Genomic DNA, 25,794 nt, shown 5'->3' on the forward strand with positions numbered 1-25,794 from the left:
ATGCGTCACCTGCCGAAGTGCACAAACGCGCCCCACAACAGCACGGCGAGATCGCGGTCGGCGCCGGTCAGATCAGCGGCCAGCGCCTTCCGCGTATGCTGCACCGCTGAGTGCAACGCCTCCGCCGACCGCTCCGCCGTGGGCGACGGGTCCCCGAGGAACCGGTAGAAGTGCTCGGCAACTGTCCGGGCGACGTCGTCGTTCACCTTCCAGTTCGCGGCCACGACCCGGTCGAAGCCGGCCGCCAGCATCGCTCCTGCTACGTGTACCGCTTCGTCGGGCAGTGTCAGGCGCCCGGACGATGACCGGCAGGCGCTGAGATAGGCCAGCTGCGCTCGGTCGGTACGGGCCGCGCGGAGGTCGGTGAAGGTGAGGCCGCCGGTGTCGGCGTAGTCGTGGCTCAGCAGGTGCGCGCCCTCGATGCGATAGGTGTCTTGCGCGCCGTGCCCGGCGAAGTGGAACCAGGTATGGTGCGGTAGTTCCGCCAGAAGCCGGGCACGCGTCGCCTCGGCGTCGAGAACCAGTGTGCTGCTTTCGAGGACCGCGGCTGCTGTGCGAGCCTCGCCGGTCGCAGCCCGGAGGAATGCCTCGCCTGGAGTTTCACCGATGCCGACGGCGAGCATCCGCCGGTTCGCAGGCTCCGCTTCGGGGGTCAGTAGTGTCCGCAAGGTCGGCACGTACGACGGCACCACCTGGTCCAGTACCGTCTCGGCCAGTTCGTCGCCGGTGGTCTTCCGATAACGGCCGGCGGCGTGGATCGGAAGAACGGTCACCAGTCCGGTCGGGCACCACCAAACGCGCCGCCGTGGGCCGAGGGCGGCCAGGACCGGGTCGGCCACGCTTTCCCACAGCCAGCTGAGGGTGTTGTGGAGCGAGCGGACGCGGAGGTCGACGGTGGCCTCGTCGATCTTCGCGAGCTCGTGGCCCAGAATGAACCGGTCCCGATGCTGGAGGAACCGGGTTGCCTGATCCATCAGGTGGTCGTGACGCAAGCGAGGTAGCGGGACGACGCTGAGTTTGCCGTCGGCCAATACGAGCGCGTCGGCGCGGTACCTGCTCGCGTTCACGACGACGGCCGGACCGGGCAGTCGTGCCAGAAGTTCGGCACAAGAAGGGCCGGCTTGGAACCGCTCGAACCCCGGCCGGGCTCGAATGTCGGCGAGCACCTCCGACTCCTCCGCCTCGAGCCGGCGCCGGAGCAGGAGTTCGGTGTGCGTGACCGGCGAGTCCGTGCTTGTCCGAAGCCCCGCGATCCGGGCATCCAGGTCTCCGAACCGTCGCGCGAGGTGCGGATGCGCGGCGTTCAGGCGATCGAGGTCGCCGGTGTCGGCCGAGCCGAGAAGAATTCCGCGACCTCGCTCGAGGAGTTCGACGGCGAGATGCGGCTGACCAGCCGACAGCGCCGCCGCGGCTGCATCCGAAGCAAGGGCGAAGAAGCGGCTCAAGCCGTGTTCGCGATCGGTATGCCGCCGCGTGCGCGGCACCATCCGGACGAGGAGTTCGACGGCCGTGCAGTAAGCCTGGCACGAGCCGTGCCGATCGTCGTCCGCCAAGAGCTCGCCAAGCATGGCGTGTGCGCGGATTCGCTCGTCGGGGGTCATCGGTGCGTCCAGCACGGATCGCAGGAGGACGACCGCTTCGGTGCGGGCCGCGGAGACGTCGAAGTGTTCGGCGCGGATCTTGAGCAGGCGTACCAGCGCGAGCCGGTTCATGACCGGGACTCGGTGATCTCGCACGTGCGCGGTGGCGAGACCACGGGCCAGCCGCTCGGCCTCGTCGAGCGAAGCTCGGTCGGGTTCGGCCCTCAGCCGGTCGAGCAGGGAAGCCACGAGCGTCGAACGCACCAGGTCGTAACCGGCGTCCGCTCGTCCGGCAGTAGCGAGCCACGCGCGACAGCACCGTTCGGCTTCGGCTTGCACCGACTGTTCGGGATGGCTTCGCAGCGCAGCCGCCAGGTTGTTGACCAGCAGCCCACGGCTCGAAAAGCGATCCGAGGCCACGGACAGCGCTTCGCGCAGCGTGGCGATCGCCATGTCGAGGCACGCGCGCTCTTCGTCTCCGGCGAGCCCGTTCGCCGTATCGAGGTAGACGGAACCGAGGATCGACAGCAGTATCGGCCGGAACGGGTCGTGCGGCGGTACCGAGCCGAGTGCTCGATGGAGATGCCCGGACGCCGTGTCCAACGCCGAAGTGACGCCGAAGTAGCGAAACTGGTCGAGCAGCGCCAAGGCGAGGTTGACTCGCCGCCCGGGAAGGTTGACGTCGCCGGGCGGCGTCCGGTCCAGGACCTCCGTGAACCAGGCGGTCACTTCGTCGAGCAGGCCTCGGTCGCCACTGCGCCGGAACAGCTCGTGCCGAGTGTTGGTCAGGGTGGTGAGCCGGCTCGCGTACTGGGTGCTGTCGCGGGGAGTGCGTCGCACGGCCTCGGCGAGTTCCGCCTCGGCGCGGGCCAGTGCGTCCGGCTGCTCGAGGTTGATGGCCGCCTTGGTGCGTAGCTCGCCGAGCGTTGTGAGGGCCATGACCTGCAGGCCGGGTTGATCGGTCGTCTGCACCGCGCGCTCGGCCGCGGCTATGGCTTCCCGGAGTACCGCCGGGTCGGCGTCGAGGTCGAACCAGGTGCTGAGGAGGGAAGCGAGTTCGTGCAGGCTCCGGGGTTCGCCCATGGCCGCGGTCGGGCGGCACAGCTCGATCGCGTAGAGAAGGTCGCGGCGGTCGCCCGTTCGGTCGTATCGATGGGTCAAGATGGTGGCTAGTCCACTGCGGATGGTGGCAAGTCCGTGCAGGTCTTCTTCGGGCGCCACCTTCAGCGCCTCCCGGTAGGCCTGCTCGCTTTCGGCGAGGTGGTTGAGCTTCGAAGTCCGGTCGAACCGGTCGCCCAGTGCCTGGGCGAGGTTGTTCAGGTACACGTACCGCCACGGATCGTCCGCCGGATCGCCGTCGACGGCCGCCCGCGCTTCGATGATGGCTTCCTCCAGCCGGGCGCGATCCGACGTGGCCTCGGCCAGATCCCGGAGAGCGCGGCTGAGTTGGTTGTGCAAGTGGTTGCGGAACAGGCCTGGCGCAGTCCCGGCGAGCATCGCGCGCAGGTGTTCGCACGCCCGCAGGATCGGCTCGAGGTGACCGGTGGCTCGGTGTGCCTGGATCAGCTCCTCGATGGGATCGACCGGTTCGGTGCTGTCCGGCACGGGTCTCCTCTATTCGGTGGACGCACTTGCGGCTGGCAGTCGCTCGGACCGTCGGTTCTGCAACGCACTCCACACCGGCTCACTCGAACGGTCTATCCTGCTGGGAGTCGTCGGTCTCCATTCCGGTCGCGAAGAGCGCGCACCGGGGTGCGCTGCCCGGCGCGACCACCACGCGCCGGTCGCACTGGTCCAGCGGGCACCGGTGCGCGACGCGGAACTGCCCACGCAGCCACGGTGACGTTTTCCCGGCGGCGTCGCCGTCGCGGATGATCTGCGTACTGGCGTTCCGCAGCAGCCGGTCAATCTTCTGCGCCAGGGCGTTCCAACCGTCGAGGGTGTCCAGGCCCGCGCGGGTATCGGTCAGCAGGCGTTCGTACTGGTCGCGTTCCTGCACCACGGTCGCCTCGTCGTGGATGCGAGGTAACCGGATGCAGATGGCAGCCCACATCTTCCGGCGGTCTTCCGGCATTTCGTCTCCGATCACGGAATCGCGGTCGTTCGTTGGGTAAGGTGGCACACCACACACGGAGGTGTCGATGTCGTCGGTTCCCGAGATCATCCCCGGGGATTTCCCTTTTCCCGAGGGCACCCGGGGAAAGATTCACGATGCGATCCTGCGGATCACCACGTCGCGGCAAGGCTGGCACGGGCCGGTGGAATCCGTCACGATACGCCGGGTCATCGATGGCGGCCGCAGCGGTGCTCTTGTGCTCGACGTCGCACTGCGGGCGGGGTCCGAAAGCCGGCAACGCGTGGTCAAGATCGGACCAGGCGAGGAGATAGTTGCCGAGTTCGCCAATTTCCGTCGGTTCCTCCGCGATTACCCGGCTGCCGTGTGTGCTCCCATTCAGGAAGTGACGGACGGCGCATGGGGGGAGTGCGGCGAAACCGAGGCCGTGGTGTACGCGCACGTCGAAGAGTACGCGGGCCGGTCGGAGGTGCCTGCGGTCACCCTCGAGGACGTCGTGGCAAGAGCGTTCGAAGACGGGACGACGGAACAGCTCGCGCACGGCTTGGTCACCGCTTTGTTCTCCGCAATGGCGACCCCGTTCCACAACCGGCGGGAGGTGCGTGCCCAACGAAGCCTCCGTGATCTGAATCCGGTGCTGGGGCCGGACATCGTGATCGAACCGGGTGCGGTGACCGCGGACCTGTCCTACCCCGAGGATGTCCTGCACGCGTCGCTCGGCGGTGCAGGGAGCTTCCCACCCGGCACCCCCATCCGGCTTGCCGATCCGGCCCATTCGCCCGTGCGAGTGGTCCCGTTGCCACCGGAAGGTGGCCCGATCTCGGGTGTGGTCGTGAGGACGAGGTTCGCCGAGCGACAGGCTCGCTTCGACGAGGCGTTCGGAACCGTTGAGCGCACGACGGACGCCGTCGTGGCCGGTGGCGTCCGCACCGCGGACCCGGCGCGCGGGCTTTGGCGTGTGCTGACCGATCCGACCCTGGGCCGGGTCCGCGGCGTTGTACACGGAGACCTGAACGCCCGGAACCTCATGTGCGTCGACGGTCGCCCGGTCCTGATCGACTTCGCCGCCACCACCGACGGCCTGCCGGTGTTCGCCGACGCGGCATGCTTGGAGATAAGCCTCGTCCGGGACGTTTTCGCCGGCCTGTCGTACGGCGAATCGGTTCGGATTCAGCGGCTGCTGGCGCTGGCCTGCCGGCTGTCGGCGCCCGACGCGGACGACCGGCTGGCGGACCTGCTCGACGGGCGGCCGGCGAAGATCGCGTTCCGGGTCCTCGCGAGGATCCGGTCGAGCGCGGCTCGTTCGTACCCGCGGGATGTCGTCGCGTGGCGCGATTACCTGGCGCAAGTCCACTTCACCGCCTACCGGACCGCGAAGTGGGAGGGTGTGGTTCAGACCGCGGCCAAGCTGCGTGCCGTACACGCCGCCGCTGCCGTGGCGACGGAGTGGCTCGCCGACGACGACCCGTTCGCGCACTGGACGGATCCGGATGAAGTGCTGAAGTGCGTGGCGGGCTTCGCCGACCCCGCCGATCCGGACACGCTCGACGTGATCGCGGGGCTGGCGGCGGCGGTCGACCGGGCGCAGCAGCCGGCGGCGGCCGACCTGGACCTGCGCGAATTGACCGATCGCTACGTGACTCTCCACTTCTCGACGGAAGCGCGCGCAACGGTGATCGAGATGTCCCGGGAGCATGACGGTTTCCTGGGCAACGTGCCGCTCGAGACGCCAAAGCCGCTCATCCTGGCGGGTGGTGCGGGCAGTGGGAAGACACGCATCCTTCGCGAGATCGCTTATCGGGCTGCGATGGACATCGTCCGCCCGCAAGCCGGGGCCGCCGGGCTCGGGATGCCGCGACTGGTTCACGCCCGACGGCTGCTCGACGAAGGCACCAGCACGGAAGGACTGCCGCGCGAAGCGCTTGCTCTCGGTGCAGTTCGGCTGCTGGTCGACGACGTCGACGAGGTGCCGGCTCCGGACCGGGCCCGGTTGTTCGAGCGGGTCGGCGACCTGCACCGGCGTTTTCCCCGCATCCGGGTGATCATGGCGGTGCGGAACCCGGAGCACGCCATTCGAGCAGGCTTCGACGTCGTGCGGATCGATCCGTGGCCCCCTCGTCTCGCGATGCGGTTCATCACCGAAAACTTCCCGCCGACGATGAACTGGAGCCATCTGCGCCTGTGGCGCCAATTCCGCGGTCTGGAAGGCGTCGCACCGGGACTGCTGGCGATGTACCTCGACGTCATCCGCGATCGTCGTACCTTTGTAGCTCTGACGGACGTCTACCACGACTACTTCGTGGCCCGCTTGGACGGCCTGGATCCGTCGGGCCTGGTTCACGCGGCGGAGACCAGTGTCAACTCCGGCGGTCCGATCACGCCGCCGGCCGGGACCGACGAATTCGTCGCACGGGGCGTGCTTCGCACTGAAGGCGGCCAGGTCCACTTCGCGCAAGGCATCGAACGCGACTTTTTCGCCGCGATGTCCCTGACCGAAGCGTCCGAGGACCTGCTTCGCGAGCGGGCCCGGAGCTTCGGCTGGCGACCGGTCATCCTGCTGGCAGCTGACCTGCCCGAGGTGCCCGACGACGTCCTCGTGACCGTAGTCCGCACGGTCGTGGACGGCGATCCCGTGTTCGCGGCCCGGCTCCTGCGTCGTCGGCCGTCGCTGTCATGCCGCCGCGAGTTCGTCAATGTCCGGTCGGCGGTCCTCGGCGACCCGGCGCGAGGACTGTTCGCGGCGCTGGAATCGGTCCGAGCATTGGCGGCACTGGCGACTCTCGACGCATTGCAGCAGCTCAGGCGGCAGCTGACGGCCCAGCTGGTCCCACCCGGGCTGCTGCGCGCCGCGCTGGAGGCACTCACCGGTCCCTCCACACGGGGGTCGGAAGACTTCGCGGTGCCGGCCGACTGGATGCGAGGCCTGCTCGGTGAGCTCCTCGACGCGGATCGTCCGCAGACGACGCTGCTCGACGCCATCCGCGTCGTCAAGCAACACCAGGTCCGCGGGCTGGACTTGATGCTGGCCGGTCTTGTCACCGGGGCCGACGCGGAGGTCGCTCAGGCGGCCGACGACGCGTTGTCGGCGCTGGAGGTCGTCCTGCCCGGCCCGCTCCGCGTCCGGCGTCCGGGGCTCGTCGCCGCGCGGCTCGCGGAAATCGAACGTGCGCTCCCCACCCTGTCAGTGGACGCCGAGATAAGGGCGGCGCGAGCGGAGCGGCTCCGACAGCTGCAGCGGCTGGACGATCCGGCGTACTGGTCGGCGCGCTTGTATTCCTACGGGCTCCGCCACGACGTTGCCGACCAAGTCGGCGGGATGTTCGACGGGCCGGTCGCCCTGGACGAGGTCCGGCAGCTCGGGACCATGGACGCGGGTACGGCGAATGTCGTGGCCCACCGCGTCCTGACGGAGCATCCCCGCTTGCGCGATGAGCTGGTGTTCACTGCCGACCGAGGGTCGCCGACGTCAGTGCTGCTGATCGCGGCGGCGGCCGTGGGCTCTCCGGCGACCGTCGAGCATGCTTCCCGGCTCGTGGCCGAGCTGGCTGAAGAGGAGACGGGAGAGCGGATCGAAGGCCTCGCGGCGCTGGCACACGCCGTCGTCCAGACGAATCCGGCCACCGGGTTCCGGGTCAGCCGGGACGCCGCGGCGCGGCTTCGGGACCGGGCGGTTCCCGCCCGGCTGTGCTGGCCGTGGAGCACGATGCTCGCGCACACCCGACCCGATCCGGCGGAGCTGGACGTACTGCTGGCGAACGGCGAAGTACGGGCGATCTCCGAGGTGGCGGCGTTCTGCACGGCGTTCGATGGTGCTCCCGGTGAACCTCTGGTCTTCGGTGAGGACGCCTGCCGATTCCTGCTGGCCGACCGGAGCGGAGATCCGGTCGGCCGCGCACTGGCCCTCTGCGCAGCCGGGCTGTCCGAGGGACTGCCGGAGATCGCCGAGCTGCTCGCGGACCGAAGGCTGGGTGCGACCGCATCGACGGTCTCGTCCGGCCGGTACGGTCTGGTCGAACTCGCCCCGTTGGCCGAGATCCTGGCGGCGTACGGGCAATTGGCTCGTCGAAGCGGGAAAAGCGACGTGGCCCTCCGGGTCCTGGCGGAGGTCGATCCCGCCGGGCTCCACGCCAGTGTCGCGCACGGGAAGGCGATCGCCGCCGGGTACCTCGGTGACTGGATTCCGGTGGTCCAGGCGGCACGGGGCGACGGTGGGCGGGTGGACACGGCGGCCGGGCACACCCTCCGCGAGTGGGTGCCCGGTCCCGCGACGCCTGTCGGCTTGTGCGAGCCCGGAAGTATCGCGTCGTGGCTCAGGCAACGGCTGTCGGACGTGGCTCTTCCGAGCGGACCGCGGTCTTTCACCGAAGAGCTGCTGGCCGAAGTGCAGCGTAGGCAGGGCACCCTGCTCCCGGACTAACGCTACGCCGAACGGGTAACAGTCCTGGTGGCCGGCCCCCCGTCCTGCTGGGGTGATCGAAGTGGCGGGGAGGTGACGGCAGTGGGCGCGACTCCGGCTGGTCCTGACCTCTTCACTGCCCTGCCGGCGCCCACCGTCCATGCGCTGCTGGGCGTGGGTGTGGAACGCCGGTTCCGGGCCGGCGAGGTCCTGCTGCTGGAAGGTGAGCCGACCACCCACGTGCTTCTGCTCCTTTCCGGCTGCGTGAAGGTGACCGCCACCACGGCCGACGGCGGACGCGCGCTGCTCGCCGTCCGGTTCCCCGGCGAGCTCGTCGGCGAGCTGGCCGGCTTGGACGGGCAGCCGCGCTCCGCGACCGTCACCGCGGTCGGACTGGTGAACACGCGGGTGATGACCCAGGCCGTGTTCCAGGCGTTCCTGAAGGACCACCCGGACGCGGGGGTTGCGGTGAGCCGGTCGGTGGCCGCCAAGCTGAGGTGGGCGACCGACCGCCGGGTCGACTTCAGCGGCTACGACGTCCCGGTCCGGGTCGCCCGTGTCCTCGCCAAGCTCGTCCGGTCGCACGGGACCCGCACGCCGCGCGGCTGGGAAATCGGCTTCCCGCTGTCGCAGCCCGAGCTCGCTGCCCTGATCGGTGCGGCCGAGCCCACCGTGCACAAGTCGCTCAGCGAGCTGCGCCGCCGGTCGGTGTTGGCAACGGGCTATCGGAAGATGACCATCCTCGATCTGCGCCGGCTGCACGAACTCGCCGGCCTGGCCGACTGAGCCGGGCAATCCCGTTTCCGCACGGGTTTCGCCGTATCGAGCTGCGGCACAGTCCGTCGGGTGAACGCCGTGTGCTGGCCACCCGCCTCTCTGCTCGGCCGGCTGCGCCGGCAGGATGCCGAAGCGCTGCTGGGCCTGGGCAGGCCGGTCAGTTATCCGGCACAACTGCGAGCCATCCGGCAGGGTGATGTCGCCGAGCACTCGTTGCTGCTCCTCCAAGGAGCCGTCAAGATCGTGGTGGACACCGAACGCGGCCGCGACGTCGTCATCGCCGTGCGGGGTCCGGGCGATCTGCTGGGTGAGATGTCGACCCTGGAACACCGACCCCGGTCGGCGCACGTGCTCACGTGTTCACCCGTGCAGGCCAGGATCATCCACAGCATCGAACTCGCCAAGTTCTTAGCTCGCAACGCCGAGGTGTGCCTCGCGGTCGCCCGGATGCTCAGTGAACGCCTGCGGTCCGCGGACCGCAGGGGGATCGACTTCGTCGTGTGTCCCGCCCCGATCCGCGTTGCCCGCGTGCTGCTCGACGTCGTCCAGCGGCACGGTTCGTACACCGCCTCGGGTTGGGAGACGGGGATACCGCTGTCTCAGACGGAGATCGCCTCGATGGCCGGGACCGGGCTGAGCACGGTGGAGAAGGCCTTCCGGCGGCTCGAGTCGGCCGGGGTGCTCACTCGTCGCTACCGGCGAGTACTGATCATCGACCTGCCCGGCCTGCGCCGATTCGGGGAACTTCCGGGCGAAATCCCGTAATAGTACGGCGTTGCTCGTCGCCATCTGTAACAGAGTGATCCGCGTCAGCCCGACGCACCATCGTGAACCGTCCGAAAGGGCGCGCATGCCGAATCTCCGTGATGTCCTCCGCCGCAAGTTCCGCTCCGTGTTCAGCGTGCTGGCCACTGGCGCCACCAGACCGGACGTCGGTGACCAGTTGTTCGCCCGGGCGCATCCGGAGCGCGTCACGGTGACCGAATGGCACCACTACGAACAGGAGATCTCCCGCAACCCGGCGATCGGGAGCGTCAGTGCGCCGACCGGGCGGATCGAGATCGTCGTGCCGTTCGACGGTGCCGACCACTTCACGCGCCAGGCCTGCGCCGACGTCGAACCCGTGCTCGAGGCCGGGCGGAGAGAGCCCAGGAACGCGATCATCGGCCACCTGGCCTTCACCGGACACCAGAACACCGATCTGGGTGCGGTCCTGGGCTTGGACGACAGTTACGGGGCCCTGCCCGTCGAGGTTCCGGTGACCGGGCCCGGCGCGCCGGGCGGTCGGCACGACCTGCGCCGGGATCGCCTGGCCGCGGTGATCCGGCACGAGTACCGGCCCCGGCCGAACCTGCTCGAGGTGGTCCCGGTCAACGTCCAGATCGATCTGCTCGATCCGGACACCTATGGGGGCACGCTCACGACGCAGGACTCCCCGGACTTCGCCCGCCTCTCGCAGCAGCCGAACTTCCGGCCTTACCTCTGGCTCCGGGTACGCGTCACCCTGATCATTCCCTGGCCCGACGACCGGCCGGAGCCGGCCCCGGTCATCACCCGCATCTCGCTGGACTGGCCCACGATCACGTCCCTGCACGTCCTCAAGGTCGAGCAGCGCGGCACGGACGAGGGTGAGCGGCCCATCACCTACAACCCGGTCGACCGGACCATCGAGTGGCGGAACGTGCCGATGCAGGCCGGGGAACGCCAGCGGAGCGACGAGCTGCGCTTCATCAGCGACACCATGGTGGTTTCGATCCGTCAGCCAGGCGAGCTGTATCGCCAGCCGAGCCTCGACGGCACCGTCGAAATCGAAGTTCCGAATGTCCTGCTCTCGGGGATGCGGACCCGGCTTTTCGACAGCCTCGGCCGCCGGTCCGAGGACCGGCACCGGGAATGCACCCGGCTGACGTCACGGGTGCACCTGATCCTGGGCGAGGCGTTCGCCAGGCGCAAGCTGAAGCCACATCAGCACCTCCATTTCGACGAGGTGATCCCCGAACAAGCTCGCATCGCCGACATCGAGAACGCACTGTCCGACCGGGGATTCGACGTTGCCTTCACCGAGAAGTCCGAGGAAGGCGGGGTGCGCCGCCGGTGGCAAGGGCGGGCGCAACGCGCTGAAGGGCCGGAGACGATGACCCTGATCATCTTCGTGGAGGGAAGCCACCACGAGACCGAGCGCACGGTCCACAAACCGGGCGGCCACTCCTACACGAGCAAGTTGCCCAGCGGGGAGCTGAAGGTCTTCATGTACGGCGAACTGCCGCGGGCCAGCCGGGCGGTCACCCGTGAGATGAACGCGCTGCACGCCGCCGTCCGCGACCGGTTCGACCGGATCCGCGCGCTGCGGTGAAATCCGGGACTCGACGAGGAGCAGTATTCGATGCCCTATGAACTCCGTGAGCGCGCCCCGCGCGTTCGCTGCCACAGCTGCGGCTCGGCCGACGTTTCCGCTGTCTGCCACCACTGCGGCCGGCCGTTGTGCCGGGATCACGTCCGCAGGCCGGCGGTCACGAGCGAATTCGAGGGACTGGGCCTGCGCAAGACGCAGCCTCACCACTGCGCCACGCACGACCACGTCGTCGGTGCATCCCTCAAGCAGATGTACTACGTAGTCGGAGGCATTGCCGTCGCGGCCCTGGCCGTGATGTTCCTGCTCCCGCCGGCCGGAGTGATCCTCCTGCTCGGCTGCGCCGGCGCCACGGGGTTGATCCGGTACGTGGATCGCCGACGCGCTCGCGCTGCGCTGCTCGATCGGCCGTCGCTGCCGGTGCAGCCCAGCATCGATGCCGTCGAAGTTCGGGAGGTGCTGCGCGGTGAGCTCGTGCTCGAGGCGAACGGCACCTACCGGACCTCGGTGACACCGGCCGACGGCCACATCGGAGTCGAGACAACGTTCGGCCGTCCGGACCAGAACCGCCTGCGTGAGTACCGCAGGAAGTTCCGGCTGGCCGACGACGAGGAAGTTCCGTTCTCGGCGGGCTACTTGGTTCTCCGGGGTCCGGCGGGGCTCGAATTCACCGACCGGGTCGTCGGCGGCTTGGTCGTCCCGCTCGCCGGCCTCGCGGGGACGCAGCCCTTCCTGGCTTCGCAGGACGTTCCCGTGAGCGCCAAGTGGCACGTGCGCCTCGGACATCGTGTCACCGGGATGCCCGGGCACAGCGAAATCCCACTGTGGCTGACACCGGCGCTGATGCCGGAGTCCGATCAGCGCACCCTGCAGCTGGACCTGCAGTGGCTCGGCAACTGGCCGTCGGCGGAGTCGAGTCTCGACGCGGACCGCGTCGAGCGCCTGACGCTTCAGGTCCCCGCTGCCTGGGGAAACGTCGAGTACGTCGAGGGGGCTACGGTCGAAAGCCGCGCCGACCCGGAGAGCGGCCGCCGCCGCATCGAATGGAAACAGATTTCCCTCGACCAGGAGAAACGCCGGCTGGAGCTCGCCGTCCACTTCGAGGAGAAGATCCGGCTCACCGACGTGATCACGGGGTCGCTGGTCGTTTCGTTCCGCGGGGCGCTGTCCGGGCTCGAGGGAGTGGAGCTGTTCGAGCCGCTCGGGGGCCGGCGGCGCGGTGCCCGGTACTCGGACGTCAAGACCGTCGTCACCGCGGACGTCGAGCTGAGCTTGAGCGGTGTCCGCTACCAGGACGTCCGGGTGGTACCGGATCCCCGCAAAGACCACCCGGTGCGGATCCCGGAGACGCACGAGTTCCCGGGCGTGATTCCCGACCACGAAACGCTCATCGCCCTCACGGACGCGATGAGCGGAGATGGCTACTACGTCAAACGCGTCATCGAGAACCCGCCGCGTGATCGCGGCCGCGCCGATCTCGTCAACCGGGCCTGGGACGTTGCCGGTCGTCGCTACTTCGGGGTGTATCCGGTCGACTTCCACGTCGTGCTCACCGGCGAGGAGGTCTACGGCAGCGACATCCGCGCGGAGGCCGGTAACACGAAGGTGCGGCTGTACGTCAAGGGCGCTTTCGCCAGCAAGGACATGGAGGACGAGATCGAGTCGGTCTGGTACGGGTTGCAAGGCATCATCTCGGAGACTCTGCAACAGCAGTGCAAGCCGGGGCGCTCGCACGACGGGACGGGCATCGGAACACAGAACCCGGCGTCGGGGCTGCGGATCCAGGAGCTGAAACGGCGGCGGGAGAAATTCGAAGACGCTTTGCTGGAGCGGCGGATCTCCGAGGATGCCTGCCGGGACTTCATCGCTCGCATCGACCGCGAGATCGCCGATCTGGACGAAGGCTTCGGCGGCCCGCAGACCTGGGAGAGGTGAAATGGCCTGGAAGTGCAGTGACTGCGATGCCGAGGAAGGCAACGACGGAAAGGTGGTGGTCGACGCCGTCTGCCACCACTGCGGGAAGCCGCTTTGCCGGTCGCATCAGCAGTCCGTGGTCGACGACGCCTTCGCGGCGACCGATTCCGCCCACCTGATCCCGGTGGACCGGATCGCCGTCCATTGCGAAAGCTGCCGCCGGGTCCATCACCCCCGGGCCACGCTCATGGACGGGAGGCTGCGATGATCCGCGCCGAAGTGACCACCGGCGGACTGCGCGTCGGCGAGGACGCGAACATCGTCGTCCACCTCCGCAACGACGGAACCGCGGTGTGCACGAACATCCACTTCGCCCTCCGGCTGCCCGCTCAGATCCCGGCTTTGCGTGGTAATAAGGAATTCGCGGTGGCCCGGCTCGACGCCGGCGCCGAGTGGACGGCAACGGTGAAGGTGCGTCCGTTGCAGGCGGGTTCCTGGCCGGCGACGAGCACGAACTTTTCGTTCCGCGACGAAGTCGGAAACGGACACCGCATCGCCGACTTCCAAGCTCTGCTCGACGTTTCGGAGCACCTGGAGCGGCCACCGGTGCCACCGCCGAAGTTCGACGTCGAATTGTCGACGGTCCGGATCGCCTGCGGGGAATGGGACGCCATCAAGGGCGAGATCGTCAACACCGGGACCACCGCCATCACCTCCGGACGGCTTGCCCTGTGGGGACCGTTCGACGTCGACCCCAAGGGGGGCGACGTCTCGCTCGGCAACCTCCCGCCGGGAGAGCGCGAGCCGTTCGAGTTCCACGTTCTGGCCCGCGATCCCGGGCAGGCTGTGCCGGTGCACCTACTCGCCGAGTGCATCGGCGGGGCCGGCGGCCGGATCGAGCGTCGGGTCATGCGGACGGTGGCGGTGGGACACCTCGGCCAGCATCGGCCGGGTGGAGTGGAGATCCTCTACCTCGCCGCCAACCCGACGGACACCGAGCGGATCAGCTGGGCTGCCGAAGTGCGGGATGTCCGCGAGGCCCTTCGGATGGGTGTGCACCGGGATCGGTTCGTGCTCCACGAACGTGGTGCCCTGCGCGCGCGGGACCTGACCCAGGCACTGCTCGACTTCACCCCGCGGATCGTCCACCTCTCCGGACACGGCACCGACGACGGGCGATTCCTCGCCGAGTCCGTCAGCGGGCAGGGCCGGGTACTCCTGGTGCCGGGTCTCGCAGCGTTGTTCAAAGAGGTGTCCGACAGCGTCGAGTGCGTGATCGTCAACGCCTGTCACAGCGCGCGGCTGGCCGAAGCGCTCTCGGAGCACATCAGCTATGTCATCGGCATGCGCAGCTGGCTCGGTGACCGCTCGGCCACGGACTTCAGCGTGGCGTTCTATCAGGCTTTGGCCGCCGGCCTACCGATCGAGCCGGCGTTCAGGCGCGCTCGGGCGGCCATGGCCCTGAGCGACGAGCGGATCCACGCGCCGAACGTCCCCGTGCTCTACCGGGGCCCATGAGCGACTCAGCGCCGGGGTGTGTGCACCCACGCGCGTTCGGCGAACTCCTTGTCCGGCAGAACTGCGTCGACCGGCTCGAAGGCCGCCGGATCGAGGGCGCCGCCACCGGTGGCGATCACGTCGTCGAAGAGCACGTCCGAGACGATCAGCGCAAAGTCGGCGGACTGGTGCTGTCGGAGCCGGCTGCGCAACGGCCCGCAGTCGAGGAGCCGGTGCACGGCGATGGTCGCAGCACCGACCCAGCCGTTCACACCGGGAGCGATGTGCCCCCGGTGCAGCGCGACTCGCAGCCGCAGCCGCGCCCGGTCACTCAAGTCCGCGTTCACCGCGGCGAGCGCCGTGCGCAGGCCTTCGACGAGCCGGGGGATGACGACCGTTTCGTCGAGGCCGGTCGGCAGGATCGCGAACTGGCCGTCGCCGGAGGGCTGCAAGTCGACCTCCGCCTCCGGGATCCCGGCGGCTCGCCTCGCTTCGGTCAAGACCGCCACGAGCCGTTCCTGCGTGCGCGCTGCTTCGCTCGTCGTGAAGCGCCGGTAGGACGCGGCGTCCGCGGCCATGCACAGGCGCACAGCCGGCTTCCGGTTGCTGATCCGACGGGGCGGTGGCAACGGGCTTCGCATCCATCCGGACGGCAAAGCCACCGAAAAGGGAACCGGGGCGATTCCGGCGTGCAGACGGCGGCGGTGCCAGGCCGGCCGCAGGACCGTGCTGTCGAACCGGTTGACGCCGATGAGCTCGGCTCGGTCTTCGGGCACCCACAGGGTCGCCCGGACTTCACCGGCCAGGGGCGCCGAGGTCACGCCGAGCGGATCGCCGGCGAGCCAGCCGCAGCCCTGCGGCGATTCGGAGACGGCCAGCTCGGCTGCGGGTTCGGTCGCCGTTCCGGACAGCTCCCGGACGCGTATCCGCGGATCCGAGAAGACTGTGATCAGGTACGCGGCGGCTATCCGAGCGCGGCGTCCGACGGGTTCCAAGGCGTACTGCTGGCGCAGCTCGACCAGGCCCAGGCCTTCCGGCGCTTCGTCGACCGACTCGACCGACTGCACCTGCGGCAGGCCGAGCCGGACTTCGCCGAGGGGACGTTTCCGGGACGGAGTGCGCAGCTGCGCAACGCGCCATTCCGACTCCGTCATCGCAGCGGCGGGAGGTCCGGGGTCAGCCGTGCCGAACCGAGCAGGAAAGCGCTCTGCGGCGCGATGAGGGCGCGACCCAGCCGACCGTGGGCGATGTCGTCGAGGCCGGCCAGCAGTACGCCGGGATATGCATCGTCTTCCGCGGCTTCGGTCAACTCCCGGCTCAGGCGTCGTGCTGCGGAATTCGTCATAGCCGGCTCGTACACCTCGAATCCACGCAGTTGCCGATGGTCTTTTACCGGGACGGGATGCGGGCCCTCCAGTACGGTCCGCACGGGCGTGAATTGCAATTCCGGGATGATCTCGTCCAACCCGTGGACGCCGACCTCGGCGAGCTCTTCGCGGAGTTCGCGGCGAAGGCACTCGTCGGCGGTCTCGCGGTACGCGCCGGACGCGAACCAGGAGCGGAACCGGCGCAGGGCACCGGCAGGGAGAGTGCCCCGAAGGTCCGCCTTGAGCTTGCGTTGCGGCGAGCCGGTGCGTTCGGGCTGGAACCCGAGACAGTCCAGGATCCGGGCGGCCGGGGGAAGGAACTTGACCACCCCGCCCGGCGGTCCGTAGGCGCCCGGGCGTTTGGGAGCGTCGAACAACACGAAACGGTCGTCGTCGGCGAGCCGCAGAAGCACGCTGAAGGAGATCCGCACGCGGTCCGGGCGGCCTGGCAGGAATGCCGGTCGGGGTTTCACCATCACAGGCCTCCCGTCGTCGTCCGGAATCGTGACCTCGCGATCGTAACAGCTCATGTCGAAACACCGACCACTCAGTGGTTTACCGGTTGCCGGAGGAAAGGAGAATGGTCATGGGACTCTTCGGAGGCGGGGAATCGTTGTCGGAGGACTTCCGGATGGCTTTGGTCGACGATGCCGCACACCACCGCCGGCTGGTCGCCAAGGGTGAACAGGACATCCGGTCGTATCTGAAGGACCACGAGACCGTCCGGTTGATCGCCGTGGAAGACTTCACGGCGACGCGGACGCTGGTCGTCACCGACCGCCGGTTGCTCGTCACGCGCAAGGGTGGGCGGCTGCTGGACCGTTCGGTCGCGCCCGAGGAGATCCGGGGCGTCGAGGTGCGGCCGACGGGAACGGGCTCGTACCTTCTGGTGGTGGCGGGGCCCGGGACCACGGTCAAGTTCCAGCGTCCCGGTGTTGCCTACTCGGTCGGGGAGGCGGTCGAGAACCTGGCCCGGAGACGACCCCCTGCGGCGTCCACCGGGTCGGACGTCGCAGGCGAACGAGCCGTGCCGGTGCTGTACCCGGGTTTCTATCTGGATCTGCTCACCGAGACGGGAGTGCCCGCGACCCCGGAGAACGTCGTCAACCTGATCGAGCGGGTGTTCGTGATGGTGATGAGCAAGGCGGACGAGTACTTCGGGCAACTCGGTGACCATGCCGCAGCGCGGCGCTTCCACGAGCGCTTCGACGGCGGAGGGCCGGAGGACCGGGTGCTCAACTCGGTGGACGACATGGTCGACTGGCTGTGGGCCTGGAACCCTCGCTGTCACAAGCCGCTGACGCATCTCTTCCCGCAGATCCAGGAACTACTGCTGGCGCCGAACAGCCTTCTGCGAACCGGGAACGGCCGGATTTCCACCTGGGCCGAATACCAGGCGGGCTCGTAGGCCGGCTATCGGCGTCGCAAGCCTGGCACAGGTCACCGTTGTCTCCCGCGACCCGCACCGCACGGCCCTCCTCCGATGGAGGAGCCGTGAGGCGGAAGGGCGGCACTCTGACCGAGGGCGCCGGCGGTCCTGTGGCCGTCGGCGCCGGCGCCAACGGTTCCTCGCTAACCGTCCACAGCGGACGCGACCACAGTGGACGGTGTCGCGGGCACCGCCCCACCCAGTTCCGCGGTCGGCACCCGGTACGTCTCACGGGCCGTCGCCGCCGCGAGGGCGGCCACCGCGCACACCGCCGCCGTGAAGATCGCCACGCCCAGCCAGTCGCCCCTGCCGGACCCGATCGCCGCCACCACGCTCGGGGCGAAACCCGCTACCGCGAAGCCGATCTGCGTGCCGATCGCCATGCCGGACAGGCGGACCCGGGCGCTGAACATCTCGCCGTACAGCGCCGGCCAAACTCCGTTGATCCCCGAGTACGCCACCCCGAACAGGGCGATGCCGAGCACGAACAGCAGCGCGTACGAGCCGATCGAAATCGACCACAGGTACGGGAAGATCAGCACGCCGCAGGCCAGGCAGCCGGTGATGAACACCGGTTTGCGGCCGATGCGGTCGGCGAGCCCGGCCAGCAGGGGGATCGCCGCCAGTGCGACGACGTTGGCCAGGACGCCGACCCAGAGCACCGGGGTCCGGGACAGGCCGATCGTGTTGACCGCGTAGCTGAGCGCGTACACCGTGAAGATCGTGCTCACCGAGGCGATCGTCGCCGCGACGACCACGCGCAGGACGTCCGCCCAGTGGTGGCGGAACAGGACCGCGACCGGCAGCTTGGCGACGTCGGTGCGTTCGAACACCGGTGTCTCGTCCAGCTTGCGCCGGATCACGAAACCGACGACCACGACGAGCGCGCTGGCCCAGAACGGCACCCGCCAGCCCCACGTCAGCAGCTGCTGCGCCGGCAGGGCCGCGACCGGCAGGAAGATCGCCGTCGCGAGGATCTGGCCGGCCTGGGTGCCGCTCAAGGTGAAGCTGGTGAAGTACGCGCGCCGGTGCTCCGGGGCGTGTTCCAGCGACATCGAGTTCGCGCCCGCCTGCTCGCCCGCCGCGGACAGACCCTGCAGCAGCCGGAGGGCGACCAGCAGCACCGGGGCCAGGACGCCGACGCTCGCGTACGTCGGCAGGCAGCCGACGCAGAACGTCGAGAAACCCATCAGCAGCAACGTGAACACGAGGACGCGCTTGCGGCCGAACCGGTCGCCGACGTGGCCGAGGACGAACGCGCCCACCGGCCGGGCCAGGTAGCCGACGCCGAAGGTGGCCAAGGCCAGGAGCGTGCCGGTGGCGGGGGAGGAGGCGGGGAAGAACACCTCGCCGAACACGAGCGCGGCGGCGGTGCCGTAGAGGAAGAAGTCGTAGTACTCGAGCGCGCTGCCGATCCAGGCGGCCAGCGCCGCCGTGCGGGGCATCGATCCGGTCACGGGAACGGGTCTCCTGACGTCCGTGCTTCGTTGCGCAGAGTTCGGCGGAGAAGCAATGTACGGTCTAGTTAGTTAATAAAGACTGCGAGACCGGGGCGCCGGGTGTCAAGAGATCCTTTTCGCCCGTCGGGCGCGGGGCTCAGCGCGCGGTCAGGTAGGCGACCAGCAGGGTGCCCAGCATCGCGCGGTGGTGCTCCCGCCGGGCCGGGTCCAGCATGTCGCGGCCGAAGATCGCCTTGAAGGTGTGCCGGTTCGCCAGCCGGAAGACGCAGAACGAGCTGATGACCATGTGGACGTCGAGCGCGTCGACGTCCTCGCGGAAGAGGCCGGCCTGCCGGCCCCGCTCGAGGATCCGCGTGATCCCGCCGAGGGCCGGGTCGGCCAGCCCGGCCAGGATCTCCGACTGCGACAGGTGTTCCGCGTGGTGGATGTTCTCGATGCTGACCAGCCGGATGAAGTCCGGGTTCGCCTCGTGGTGGTCGAAGGTGAGCGCGGCCAGTTGCCGCAGCGCGTCCTCCGGGTCGAGGTGCTCGACGTCGAGCTGCTGTTCCGAGGCCCGGAGCGCGGAGTACGCCCGCTCCAGCACGGCGATGTAGAGCTGTTCCTTGCCGCCGAAGTAGTAGTAGATCATCCGCTTGGTGGTGCTGGTGCGGGCGGCGATCTCGTCGACCCGGGCGCCGGTGTAGCCCTTGTCCGCGAACTCCCGCGTGGCCACCGCGAGGATGTCGGCGCGGGTGCGGTCCTTGTCGCGCTGGCGCTCGGCTTCCGACGATGGTGCGGCCACCGGGCTCCCTCCGCTGCAGGTGAACGGCCCCACTTTAGCCCAGGGCTTCCGCGGGAGCCGTCGCGGCGCTACCGTGAACGTACTAGTTCGTACATTAGTGATGGAGGCCGCGGCGTGACCAGCTACCTGATCGGGCTCGTCGGCACGGGCATCGGGCCGTCCGCCAGCCCGGCCCTGCACGAACGCGAGGCCGACGAGCTCGGCCTGCGCTACGTCTACCGGCTGCTGGACCTCGACGTGCTGGGCCGCCCGGTCGCCGACGTCCTCGCCGCGGCCCGCCTCGCCGGGTTCGACGGCCTCAACGTCACCCACCCGGCCAAGCAGGCGGTCCTGCCGCACCTCGACGAGCTCTCGCCGGAAGCCGCCGCGCTCGGCGCGGTCAACACCGTCGTCTTCCGCCGGGGCCGCGCGATCGGCCACAACACCGACGCGACGGGGTTCGCCCGCAGCCTGACCCGCGGCCTGCCGGACGTCCCCCTGGCCGACGTCGTCCTGCTCGGCGCCGGGGGAGCGGGTGCCGCGGTCGCGCACGCGCTGCTCTCGCTCGGCACCGAACGGCTCACCGTCCACGACGTCGACGGCGCCCGCAGCGCCCGCCTGGCCGAGGCGCTCGCGCGCAGGTTCGGCGAGGGCCGCGCGACGACCGGCGACCTGACGGCCCTCCGCCGCGCCGACGGGCTGGTGCACGCCACCCCGACCGGGATGGCCGCCCACCCCGGCTCGCCGGTGCCCGCCGAGCTGCTGCACGGAGGCTTGTGGGTCGCCGACATCGTCTACCGCCCGCTGGAGACGGCCCTGCTGGCCGCCGCCCGCGCCCGCGGCTGCCGGGTGCTGCACGGCGGCGGCATGGTCGTGCTGCAGGCGGCCGAGTCGTTCCGGCTGTTCACCGGGGCCGAGCCCGACCCGGCGCGGATGCTGCGCCACTTCGACGCCCTCGAAGGGGAGGCCGCCCGTGCCGCCTGAACCCCGTACCGCGATCGCCACCGTCTGCCTGTCCGGGACCCTGGAGGACAAGCTCGCCGCGGCCGCCGCGGCCGGGTTCGACGGTGTCGAGCTCTTCGAGAACGACCTGGTCGTCTCCCCGTCGAGCCCGGCCGAGATCCGCCGCCGCTGCGCCGACCTCGGCCTCTCGATCGACCTGTACCAGCCGTTCCGCGACTTCGAAGCCGTCCCGCCGGAGCGGCACGCGGCCCACCTCCGCCGGGCGGCGCGCAAGTTCGACGTCATGGCCGCACTCGGCGCGGACACGATCCTGGTCTGCTCGTCGGTCGACCCGGAGGCGGTCGACGACGACGGACTGGCCGCCGACCAGCTGCACGCCCTCGCCGACCTCGCGGCGGCGCGCGGGATGCGGGTCGCCTACGAGGCACTCGCGTGGGGCCGGCACGTCAGCGGGTACGAGCACGCCTGGCGCATCGTCCGCCGCGCCGCGCACCCCGCGCTCGGCGTCTGCCTGGACAGCTTCCACATCCTCTCGAAGGGCCACGACCCGGCGGCGATCCGGGCGATCCCCGGCGAGAAGATCTTCTTCCTGCAGCTGGCGGACGCGCCGAAGCTGCCGATGGACGTGCTGCCGTGGAGCCGCCACCACCGGCTCTTCCCCGGCCAGGGCGAGTTCGACCTGACGGCGTTCACCGGGCACGTCCTCGCCGCCGGCTACCGCGGGCCGCTGTCGCTGGAGGTCTTCAACGACGTGTTCCGCCAGGCCGACCCGCGCCCGGCCGCGGTCGACGCGCTGCGGTCGCTGCGGTGGCTGCAGGAGTCCCTCGGCGTGCTGGCCCTGCCGGCCGCCCCGGCGCTGACCGGGCACGCGTTCGCCGAGGTCGTGACCGATCCGGGGGCGGGCAGGGTGCTGGCGTCGCTCGGGTTCGCGCGCACCGGCGTCCACCGCACCAAGCCCGTCGAGCTCTGGGAGCAGGGCGAGGCCCGGGTGGTGGTCAACGAAGGCGGGGCGGCGCACGGCGCCGTCGGCGCGGTCGCGCTGGCCAGCACCGACCCGGTCCGCTCGGCCCGTCGCGCGGAAGCGCTGGGCGCGCCGGTCCTGCCGCGGGTGCGCGGCCCGCGGGAAGCGGACCTGGCCTCGGTCGCGGCGCCGGACGGCACCCAGGTCTTCCTCTGCGGCGACGACTGGCGCGACGACTTCGTGCCGACCGGGGAGACCGCCGCCGGCGCCGGGGTCTTCGGAATCGATCACGTGGCGCTCACGCAGCCCTTCGACCACTTCGAGGAGGCGGCGCTGTTCCACCGCTCGGTGTTCGGCCTGACGCCGTCGCCGGTGACGGAGTTCGCGGCGCCGTTCGGGCTGGTGCGCAGCCGTTCGGTGGCGGCGGGACCGGTCCGGCTGACGCTGGAGGCCGCCGTGGTCCGCCGCGGCGAATGGGCGCCGGCGGTCCTCGAGCCGCAGCACGTGGCCTTCGCCTGCGGGGACGCACTGGCCGCGGCCGCGGCGATGCGGGCGGCGGGGGCGCCGCTGCTGGACATCCCGGGCAACTACTACGACGACCTCGAAGCCCGGCTGGACCTGCCGCCCGACCGGGTGGCCGCGCTGCGGGCGCACTCGGTGCTCTACGACCGGGACGACGAAGGCGAGTTCCTGCACTTCTACACCGCGCTGGCCGGGGCGCGGGTGTTCTTCGAGGTCGTGCAGCGGATCGGTGGCTACCGCGGTTTCGGTGTGGTGGACGCGCCCGTGCGGATGGCCGCGCACCGCGCCCGCCGACATGCGGCGCCACCGGCGAAAACGCCGGCCTGATCACCGCCACCGCCCCGGGAAGCCTTTCCCGGGGCGGTTTTCGTCGGGCCGGGGCACCGCGGGCGCGCCGGATTCCGGTGTGCCAGCGGTGAAAAACGTCCGGGACACTTTCCTATTCGGACGACTTCTGGCGCACCCCGCCCGGCACGGGTAATCGCCCGGCTACTCCCTGCAGGCGTTTACAACGTTCCGGCAACCGCCTTGACACCGCCTGTGGTACGTACCACTCTAACCCCAACATTGGTCTACACCATTTGGGGCGCCCGGCCGCGGTGGCCGGGCATGGAAAGGACGGCATCGAGTGAAACGCTGGCTCAAGCTGGCGGCGGGCGCCGCCGCACTCACGCTCGCGACCGCGGGCTGCGCGGGCTCCGGCGGCTCGGACACCGCGGCCTCGTCGAGCGGCGCTCCGGCGCAGCTCAGCGGCACGGTCACGGTCTGGCTGATGACGGGCTCCGCGCCGACCACGCTGACCGACGCGCTCAACAAGGAATTCGAGGCCGCGCACCCCGGCGTCAAGGTCAAGTACGAGATCCAGCAGTGGGACGGCATCCAGCAGAAGCTGACCACCGCGCTGGCCAGCGGCGCGCCGCCGGACGTCATCGAGATCGGCAACACGCAGACCGCCGCGTTCGCCTCGCAGGACGGCGTCCTGACCGATCTGACCGCCGACAAGGACAGCTTCAACGGTGCGCAGTGGCTGAAGGGCCTCGCGGACTCCGGCACCTACGACGGCAAGACCTACGGCGTCCCGTTCTACGCGGCCAACCGTGAGGTCATCTACCGCAAGGACCTGTTCGAGCAGGCGGGCATCGCCAAGCCGCCGGCGTCGAACGACGAGTGGATCGACGCGATCGGCAAGCTGAAGACCAAGTTCGGCTCCGACCCCGACTTCCAGGCGCTCTACATGCCGGGCCAGAACTGGTACGCGCTGCTGTCGTTCATCTGGGACAACGGCGGGGACATCGCCAAGGCCGACGGCAAGAACTACAAGGCCACCCTCGACACGCCCGAGGCCAAGGCCGGCCTGGAGTTCTACAAGAAGCTGGTCGACGCCTCCGGCACCAAGGCGCCCAAGGACGCCGACGAGGCCAAGCCGCAGCAGGCGACGGTCTACGGCGCCGGCAAGGTGGCCATGATGATCGGCCTCCCGTGGGAGCTGGCGACCGCGGCCAAGACCGACGCGAGCCTGACCGGCAAGACCGGCGCGTTCGCCATCCCGAGCAAGACCGCCGGCCAGAGCGCCCCGGTCTTCCTGGGCGGCTCCAACCTGGCCATCCCGGCCAACAGCAAGAACGCGGCCGCGGCCAAGGAGTACATCAAGCTGCTCTCCAGCCCGAAGTACCAGAGCCAGCTCGCCGCCGCCGGCGTCGTGCCCGGCACGTCGACCGACCTCACCGGCCTGGACAAGGACCCGCTGGGCAGCGTGATGGCCAAGGCGTCCACCAACGGCAAGGCCGTCCCGGCCAGCCCGAAGTGGGGCGACGTCGAATCCGGCCAGAACCCGGTCAAGGACATGCTGACCGCGTACCTCACCGGCAAGAAGACGCTCGACCAGGCGACCGCCGACGCCAACGCAGCGCTCAACAAGCTCATCGGCGGATGACCGCGACCGCGAATGTGACGATGCCGGCGGGGGCCACCCCGCCGGCATCGCCGCGCGACGCCCGGGCGCGCAAGCGCAGGCGGGGCCGGTTCGGCGACCGGGTGCTCCCGTACCTGCTCCTGCTGCCCGCGTTGGCGGCCATCCTGGTGCTGCTCGCCTGGCCGCTGGTCCAGGTGCTGGCGATCAGCTTCCGCAAGCTCGACATCGGCCAGCTCGTCTCCGGCAAGATGATCTGGATCGGGTTCGACAACTACACGAACACCCTGTCGGACCCGGAGTTCTGGACGGTCACCGTCCGGACCCTGGTCTTCACCGCCGCGATCGTGGCCGCCACCATCCTCGGGGGCCTGCTGCTGGCGGTGCTCATGCGCCACCTCGACCCGGTCGTGCGGATCATCGTGCAGGTGACGCTGGTGCTCGCCTGGGCGACGCCGGTGATCGCCACGACCACGGTGTTCCAGTGGATCTTCGACCAGCAGTACGGCATCCTCAACAAGACGCTGGACCGGCTGGGCTTCCACTCCTTCATCGGGTTCTCGTGGTTCTCCAGCGGCGCCAGCACGCTCACCGTGATCGGGCTGCTCATCGTGTGGCAGGCAGTGCCGTTCGTGACGTTCTCGCTGTACGCGGGCATCATCGGGGTCCCGCGCGAGCAGTACGAGGCCGCGGGCATCGACGGCGCCAGCGCGTGGCAGACCTTCCGCGCGGTCACCTGGCCCGCGATCCGGCCGATCACCACCATGGTGACTTTCCTGTCGGTGCTGTGGGACTTCAACGCCTTCGCCCAGATCTGGGCCATCCGCGAGGGCGGGCCCGACGGCGAGAGCACCACCCTGGCCGTCGTGCTGTACCTCAAGGGCATCGCGGGCAACCACTTCGGCGCGGCGGGCGCGATCGCGACGCTGATGCTGATCGTGCTGGCGCTCATCACCGGCCGGTACATCCAGCTGCTGGTCCGGACCCCGGAAGGTGATCTCAAGTGAGGAAATCGCTGCCGCAGCGGATCGCGCTGTCGGTCGTCGGCGTCCTGGTCGCGCTGGCGATCGTCTTCCCGACGTACTGGATGTTCGTCACGTCGCTGAGGTCGCCCGGTGAGATCCTGTCGCCGAAGTACGACCTGATCCCGACGTCGTTCTCGTTCGGCAACTTCGCCACCGCGCTCGGCAAGGACAACTTCCCGACCTACCTGATGAACAGCCTGATCGTCACGGTCGGGTCGGTGCTGTGCGCGCTGGTCGCCGGGACGCTGGCGGCGATCCCGCTGTCGCGGCTGCGGTTCACCGGCCGCAAGGGCTTCCTGGTGCTGGTCATGGTGGCGCAGCTGGCGCCGGTGTCGGCGCTGTTCATCCCGCTGTTCCTGCTGATGCGGGACGCCGGGCTGCTCAACACGCTGCCGTCGCTGCTGCTGATCTACTTCGCCACCACGCTGCCGTTCACGGTGTGGATGCTCTACGGCTTCGTCAACGGGATCCCGTACGAGCTGGAAGAGGCCGCGATGATCGACGGCTGCAGCCAGACCGGGGCGTTCCGCCGGGTGACGCTGCCGCTGCTCGGGCCGGGTCTGGTCACCACCTCGGTGTTCAGCTTCATCACCGCGTGGAACGAGTACCTGTTCGCGCTGGTCTTCATCCAGGACAAACCGAAGGAGACGCTGCCGGTGTGGCTGGCGTCGTTCCGCACCGCGTTCGCCACCGACTGGGGCGGCGTCATGGCCGCGTCGGTCATCTACGCGATCCCGGCGCTGATCTTCTTCCTGCTCGTGCAACGCAAGCTCGTGTCCGGCGCAACCGCCGGCGCGGTGAAGGGGTAGC

Annotated in this window: 19 protein-coding genes; 13 read left to right on the forward strand and 6 right to left on the reverse strand. The window is 69.7% G+C overall.

Translation table 11 applies throughout. From position 1 onward, the window contains the following. Positions 1–5 precede the first annotated feature (5 nt). Complete coding sequence (locus tag ACLJPY_RS03115; RefSeq protein WP_410586460.1) at positions 6–3,077, reverse strand: CHAT domain-containing protein; 3,072 nt, start codon at positions 3,075–3,077, stop codon at positions 6–8. A 187-nt stretch (positions 3,078–3,264) separates the two neighbouring features. Beyond that, positions 3,265–3,744, reverse strand: coding sequence for a hypothetical protein (locus ACLJPY_RS03120; protein ID WP_410586461.1), 480 nt, complete (start codon positions 3,742–3,744; stop codon positions 3,265–3,267). On the opposite strand from ACLJPY_RS03120, the gene ACLJPY_RS03125 reads away from it, so the two are divergent. The 7 genes from ACLJPY_RS03125 (at position 3,722) to ACLJPY_RS03155 (ending at position 14,609) form a co-directional block, all read left to right on the forward strand. Continuing rightward, entirely contained in the window at positions 3,722–8,071 is a 4,350-nt protein-coding gene (locus ACLJPY_RS03125) for a hypothetical protein (RefSeq protein WP_410586462.1), read from the forward strand. The two genes, ACLJPY_RS03120 and ACLJPY_RS03125, sit on opposite strands and share 23 nt — an antisense overlap. A gap of 153 nt (positions 8,072–8,224) precedes the next feature. Continuing rightward, positions 8,225–8,836 (forward strand): Crp/Fnr family transcriptional regulator, encoded by a 612-nt coding sequence (locus ACLJPY_RS03130; RefSeq protein WP_410586463.1) that lies wholly within the window; start codon positions 8,225–8,227, stop codon positions 8,834–8,836. 60 nt (positions 8,837–8,896) lie between these two features. Further along, positions 8,897–9,592, forward strand: a complete 696-nt coding sequence (locus ACLJPY_RS03135) for a Crp/Fnr family transcriptional regulator (protein WP_410586464.1) — start codon at positions 8,897–8,899, stop codon at positions 9,590–9,592. Positions 9,593–9,677: 85 nt separating this feature from the next. Beyond that, complete coding sequence (locus ACLJPY_RS03140) at positions 9,678–11,180, forward strand: hypothetical protein (RefSeq protein WP_410586465.1); 1,503 nt, start codon at positions 9,678–9,680, stop codon at positions 11,178–11,180. Positions 11,181–11,210: 30 nt separating this feature from the next. Next, entirely contained in the window at positions 11,211–13,112 is a 1,902-nt protein-coding gene (locus ACLJPY_RS03145) for a hypothetical protein (protein ID WP_410586466.1), read from the forward strand. 1 nt (position 13,113) lies between these two features. Further along, positions 13,114–13,359, forward strand: a complete 246-nt coding sequence (locus tag ACLJPY_RS03150) for a hypothetical protein (RefSeq protein WP_410586467.1) — start codon at positions 13,114–13,116, stop codon at positions 13,357–13,359. Continuing rightward, on the forward strand, positions 13,356–14,609 hold the full coding sequence (locus tag ACLJPY_RS03155) for a CHAT domain-containing protein (protein ID WP_410586468.1): 1,254 nt from the start codon (positions 13,356–13,358) through the stop codon (positions 14,607–14,609). The genes ACLJPY_RS03150 and ACLJPY_RS03155 overlap by 4 nt, the downstream gene beginning before the upstream one ends. Positions 14,610–14,614: 5 nt before the next feature. On the opposite strand, the gene ACLJPY_RS03160 is transcribed toward ACLJPY_RS03155, so the two are convergent. Both ACLJPY_RS03160 and ACLJPY_RS03165 read right to left on the reverse strand, forming a co-directional pair. Beyond that, complete coding sequence (locus tag ACLJPY_RS03160; protein WP_410586469.1) at positions 14,615–15,742, reverse strand: hypothetical protein; 1,128 nt, start codon at positions 15,740–15,742, stop codon at positions 14,615–14,617. Further along, positions 15,739–16,485 (reverse strand): hypothetical protein, encoded by a 747-nt coding sequence (locus ACLJPY_RS03165; RefSeq protein ID WP_410586470.1) that lies wholly within the window; start codon positions 16,483–16,485, stop codon positions 15,739–15,741. Before ACLJPY_RS03165 ends, ACLJPY_RS03160 begins: the two co-directional genes overlap by 4 nt. Before the next feature lie 20 nt (positions 16,486–16,505). Here ACLJPY_RS03165 and ACLJPY_RS03170 point away from each other — a divergent pair, with 20 nt between their 5' ends. Then, the gene (locus tag ACLJPY_RS03170; RefSeq protein WP_410586471.1) at positions 16,506–17,363 is read left to right on the forward strand and encodes a hypothetical protein; all 858 of its coding nucleotides are present in this window, start codon (positions 16,506–16,508) and stop codon (positions 17,361–17,363) included. Between the two features lie 164 nt (positions 17,364–17,527). Here the strand turns inward: ACLJPY_RS03170 and ACLJPY_RS03175 are convergent, their stop codons facing one another. Then, the gene (locus ACLJPY_RS03175; protein WP_410586472.1) at positions 17,528–18,841 is read right to left on the reverse strand and encodes an MFS transporter; all 1,314 of its coding nucleotides are present in this window, start codon (positions 18,839–18,841) and stop codon (positions 17,528–17,530) included. Positions 18,842–18,980: 139 nt separating this feature from the next. Beyond that, a complete protein-coding gene (locus tag ACLJPY_RS03180) occupies positions 18,981–19,625 on the reverse strand; it encodes a TetR/AcrR family transcriptional regulator (RefSeq protein ID WP_410586473.1) in 645 nt (214 codons plus the stop codon). 114 nt (positions 19,626–19,739) lie between these two features. On the opposite strand from ACLJPY_RS03180, the gene ACLJPY_RS03185 reads away from it, so the two are divergent. The 5 genes from ACLJPY_RS03185 to ACLJPY_RS03205 all read left to right on the forward strand — a co-directional run bounded on the left by ACLJPY_RS03185 (position 19,740) and on the right by ACLJPY_RS03205 (position 25,793). Continuing rightward, on the forward strand, positions 19,740–20,588 hold the full coding sequence (locus ACLJPY_RS03185; protein ID WP_410586474.1) for a shikimate dehydrogenase: 849 nt from the start codon (positions 19,740–19,742) through the stop codon (positions 20,586–20,588). After that, positions 20,578–22,377, forward strand: coding sequence for a TIM barrel protein (locus tag ACLJPY_RS03190; RefSeq protein ID WP_410586475.1), 1,800 nt, complete (start codon positions 20,578–20,580; stop codon positions 22,375–22,377). The genes ACLJPY_RS03185 and ACLJPY_RS03190 overlap by 11 nt, the downstream gene beginning before the upstream one ends. Before the next feature lie 301 nt (positions 22,378–22,678). After that, the gene (locus tag ACLJPY_RS03195) at positions 22,679–23,983 is read left to right on the forward strand and encodes a sugar ABC transporter substrate-binding protein (protein ID WP_410586476.1); all 1,305 of its coding nucleotides are present in this window, start codon (positions 22,679–22,681) and stop codon (positions 23,981–23,983) included. Continuing rightward, entirely contained in the window at positions 23,980–24,966 is a 987-nt protein-coding gene (locus ACLJPY_RS03200; protein ID WP_410586477.1) for a carbohydrate ABC transporter permease, read from the forward strand. Before ACLJPY_RS03195 ends, ACLJPY_RS03200 begins: the two co-directional genes overlap by 4 nt. Continuing rightward, positions 24,963–25,793, forward strand: a complete 831-nt coding sequence (locus tag ACLJPY_RS03205; RefSeq protein ID WP_410586478.1) for a carbohydrate ABC transporter permease — start codon at positions 24,963–24,965, stop codon at positions 25,791–25,793. The genes ACLJPY_RS03200 and ACLJPY_RS03205 overlap by 4 nt, the downstream gene beginning before the upstream one ends. Position 25,794: the final 1 nt, after the last annotated feature.

Origin of the sequence: Amycolatopsis sp. lyj-23, assembly GCF_046549135.1 — a bacterium.
Lineage (GTDB): Bacteria > Actinomycetota > Actinomycetes > Mycobacteriales > Pseudonocardiaceae > Amycolatopsis.

Coding starts and splice junctions, on each gene's coding strand:
- ACLJPY_RS03115 (WP_410586460.1), bottom strand. CDS start 3,077: ATGCTCGCCGGGACTGCGCCAGGCCTGTTCCGCAACCACTTGCACAAC.
- ACLJPY_RS03125 (WP_410586462.1), top strand. CDS start 3,722: ATGTCGTCGGTTCCCGAGATCATCCCCGGGGATTTCCCTTTTCCCGAG.
- ACLJPY_RS03120 (WP_410586461.1), bottom strand. CDS start 3,744: ATGATCTCGGGAACCGACGACATCGACACCTCCGTGTGTGGTGTGCCA.
- ACLJPY_RS03140 (WP_410586465.1), top strand. CDS start 9,678: ATGCCGAATCTCCGTGATGTCCTCCGCCGCAAGTTCCGCTCCGTGTTC.
- ACLJPY_RS03145 (WP_410586466.1), top strand. CDS start 11,211: ATGCCCTATGAACTCCGTGAGCGCGCCCCGCGCGTTCGCTGCCACAGC.
- ACLJPY_RS03150 (WP_410586467.1), top strand. CDS start 13,114: ATGGCCTGGAAGTGCAGTGACTGCGATGCCGAGGAAGGCAACGACGGA.
- ACLJPY_RS03155 (WP_410586468.1), top strand. CDS start 13,356: ATGATCCGCGCCGAAGTGACCACCGGCGGACTGCGCGTCGGCGAGGAC.
- ACLJPY_RS03160 (WP_410586469.1), bottom strand. CDS start 15,742: ATGACGGAGTCGGAATGGCGCGTTGCGCAGCTGCGCACTCCGTCCCGG.
- ACLJPY_RS03165 (WP_410586470.1), bottom strand. CDS start 16,485: ATGAGCTGTTACGATCGCGAGGTCACGATTCCGGACGACGACGGGAGG.
- ACLJPY_RS03200 (WP_410586477.1), top strand. CDS start 23,980: ATGACCGCGACCGCGAATGTGACGATGCCGGCGGGGGCCACCCCGCCG.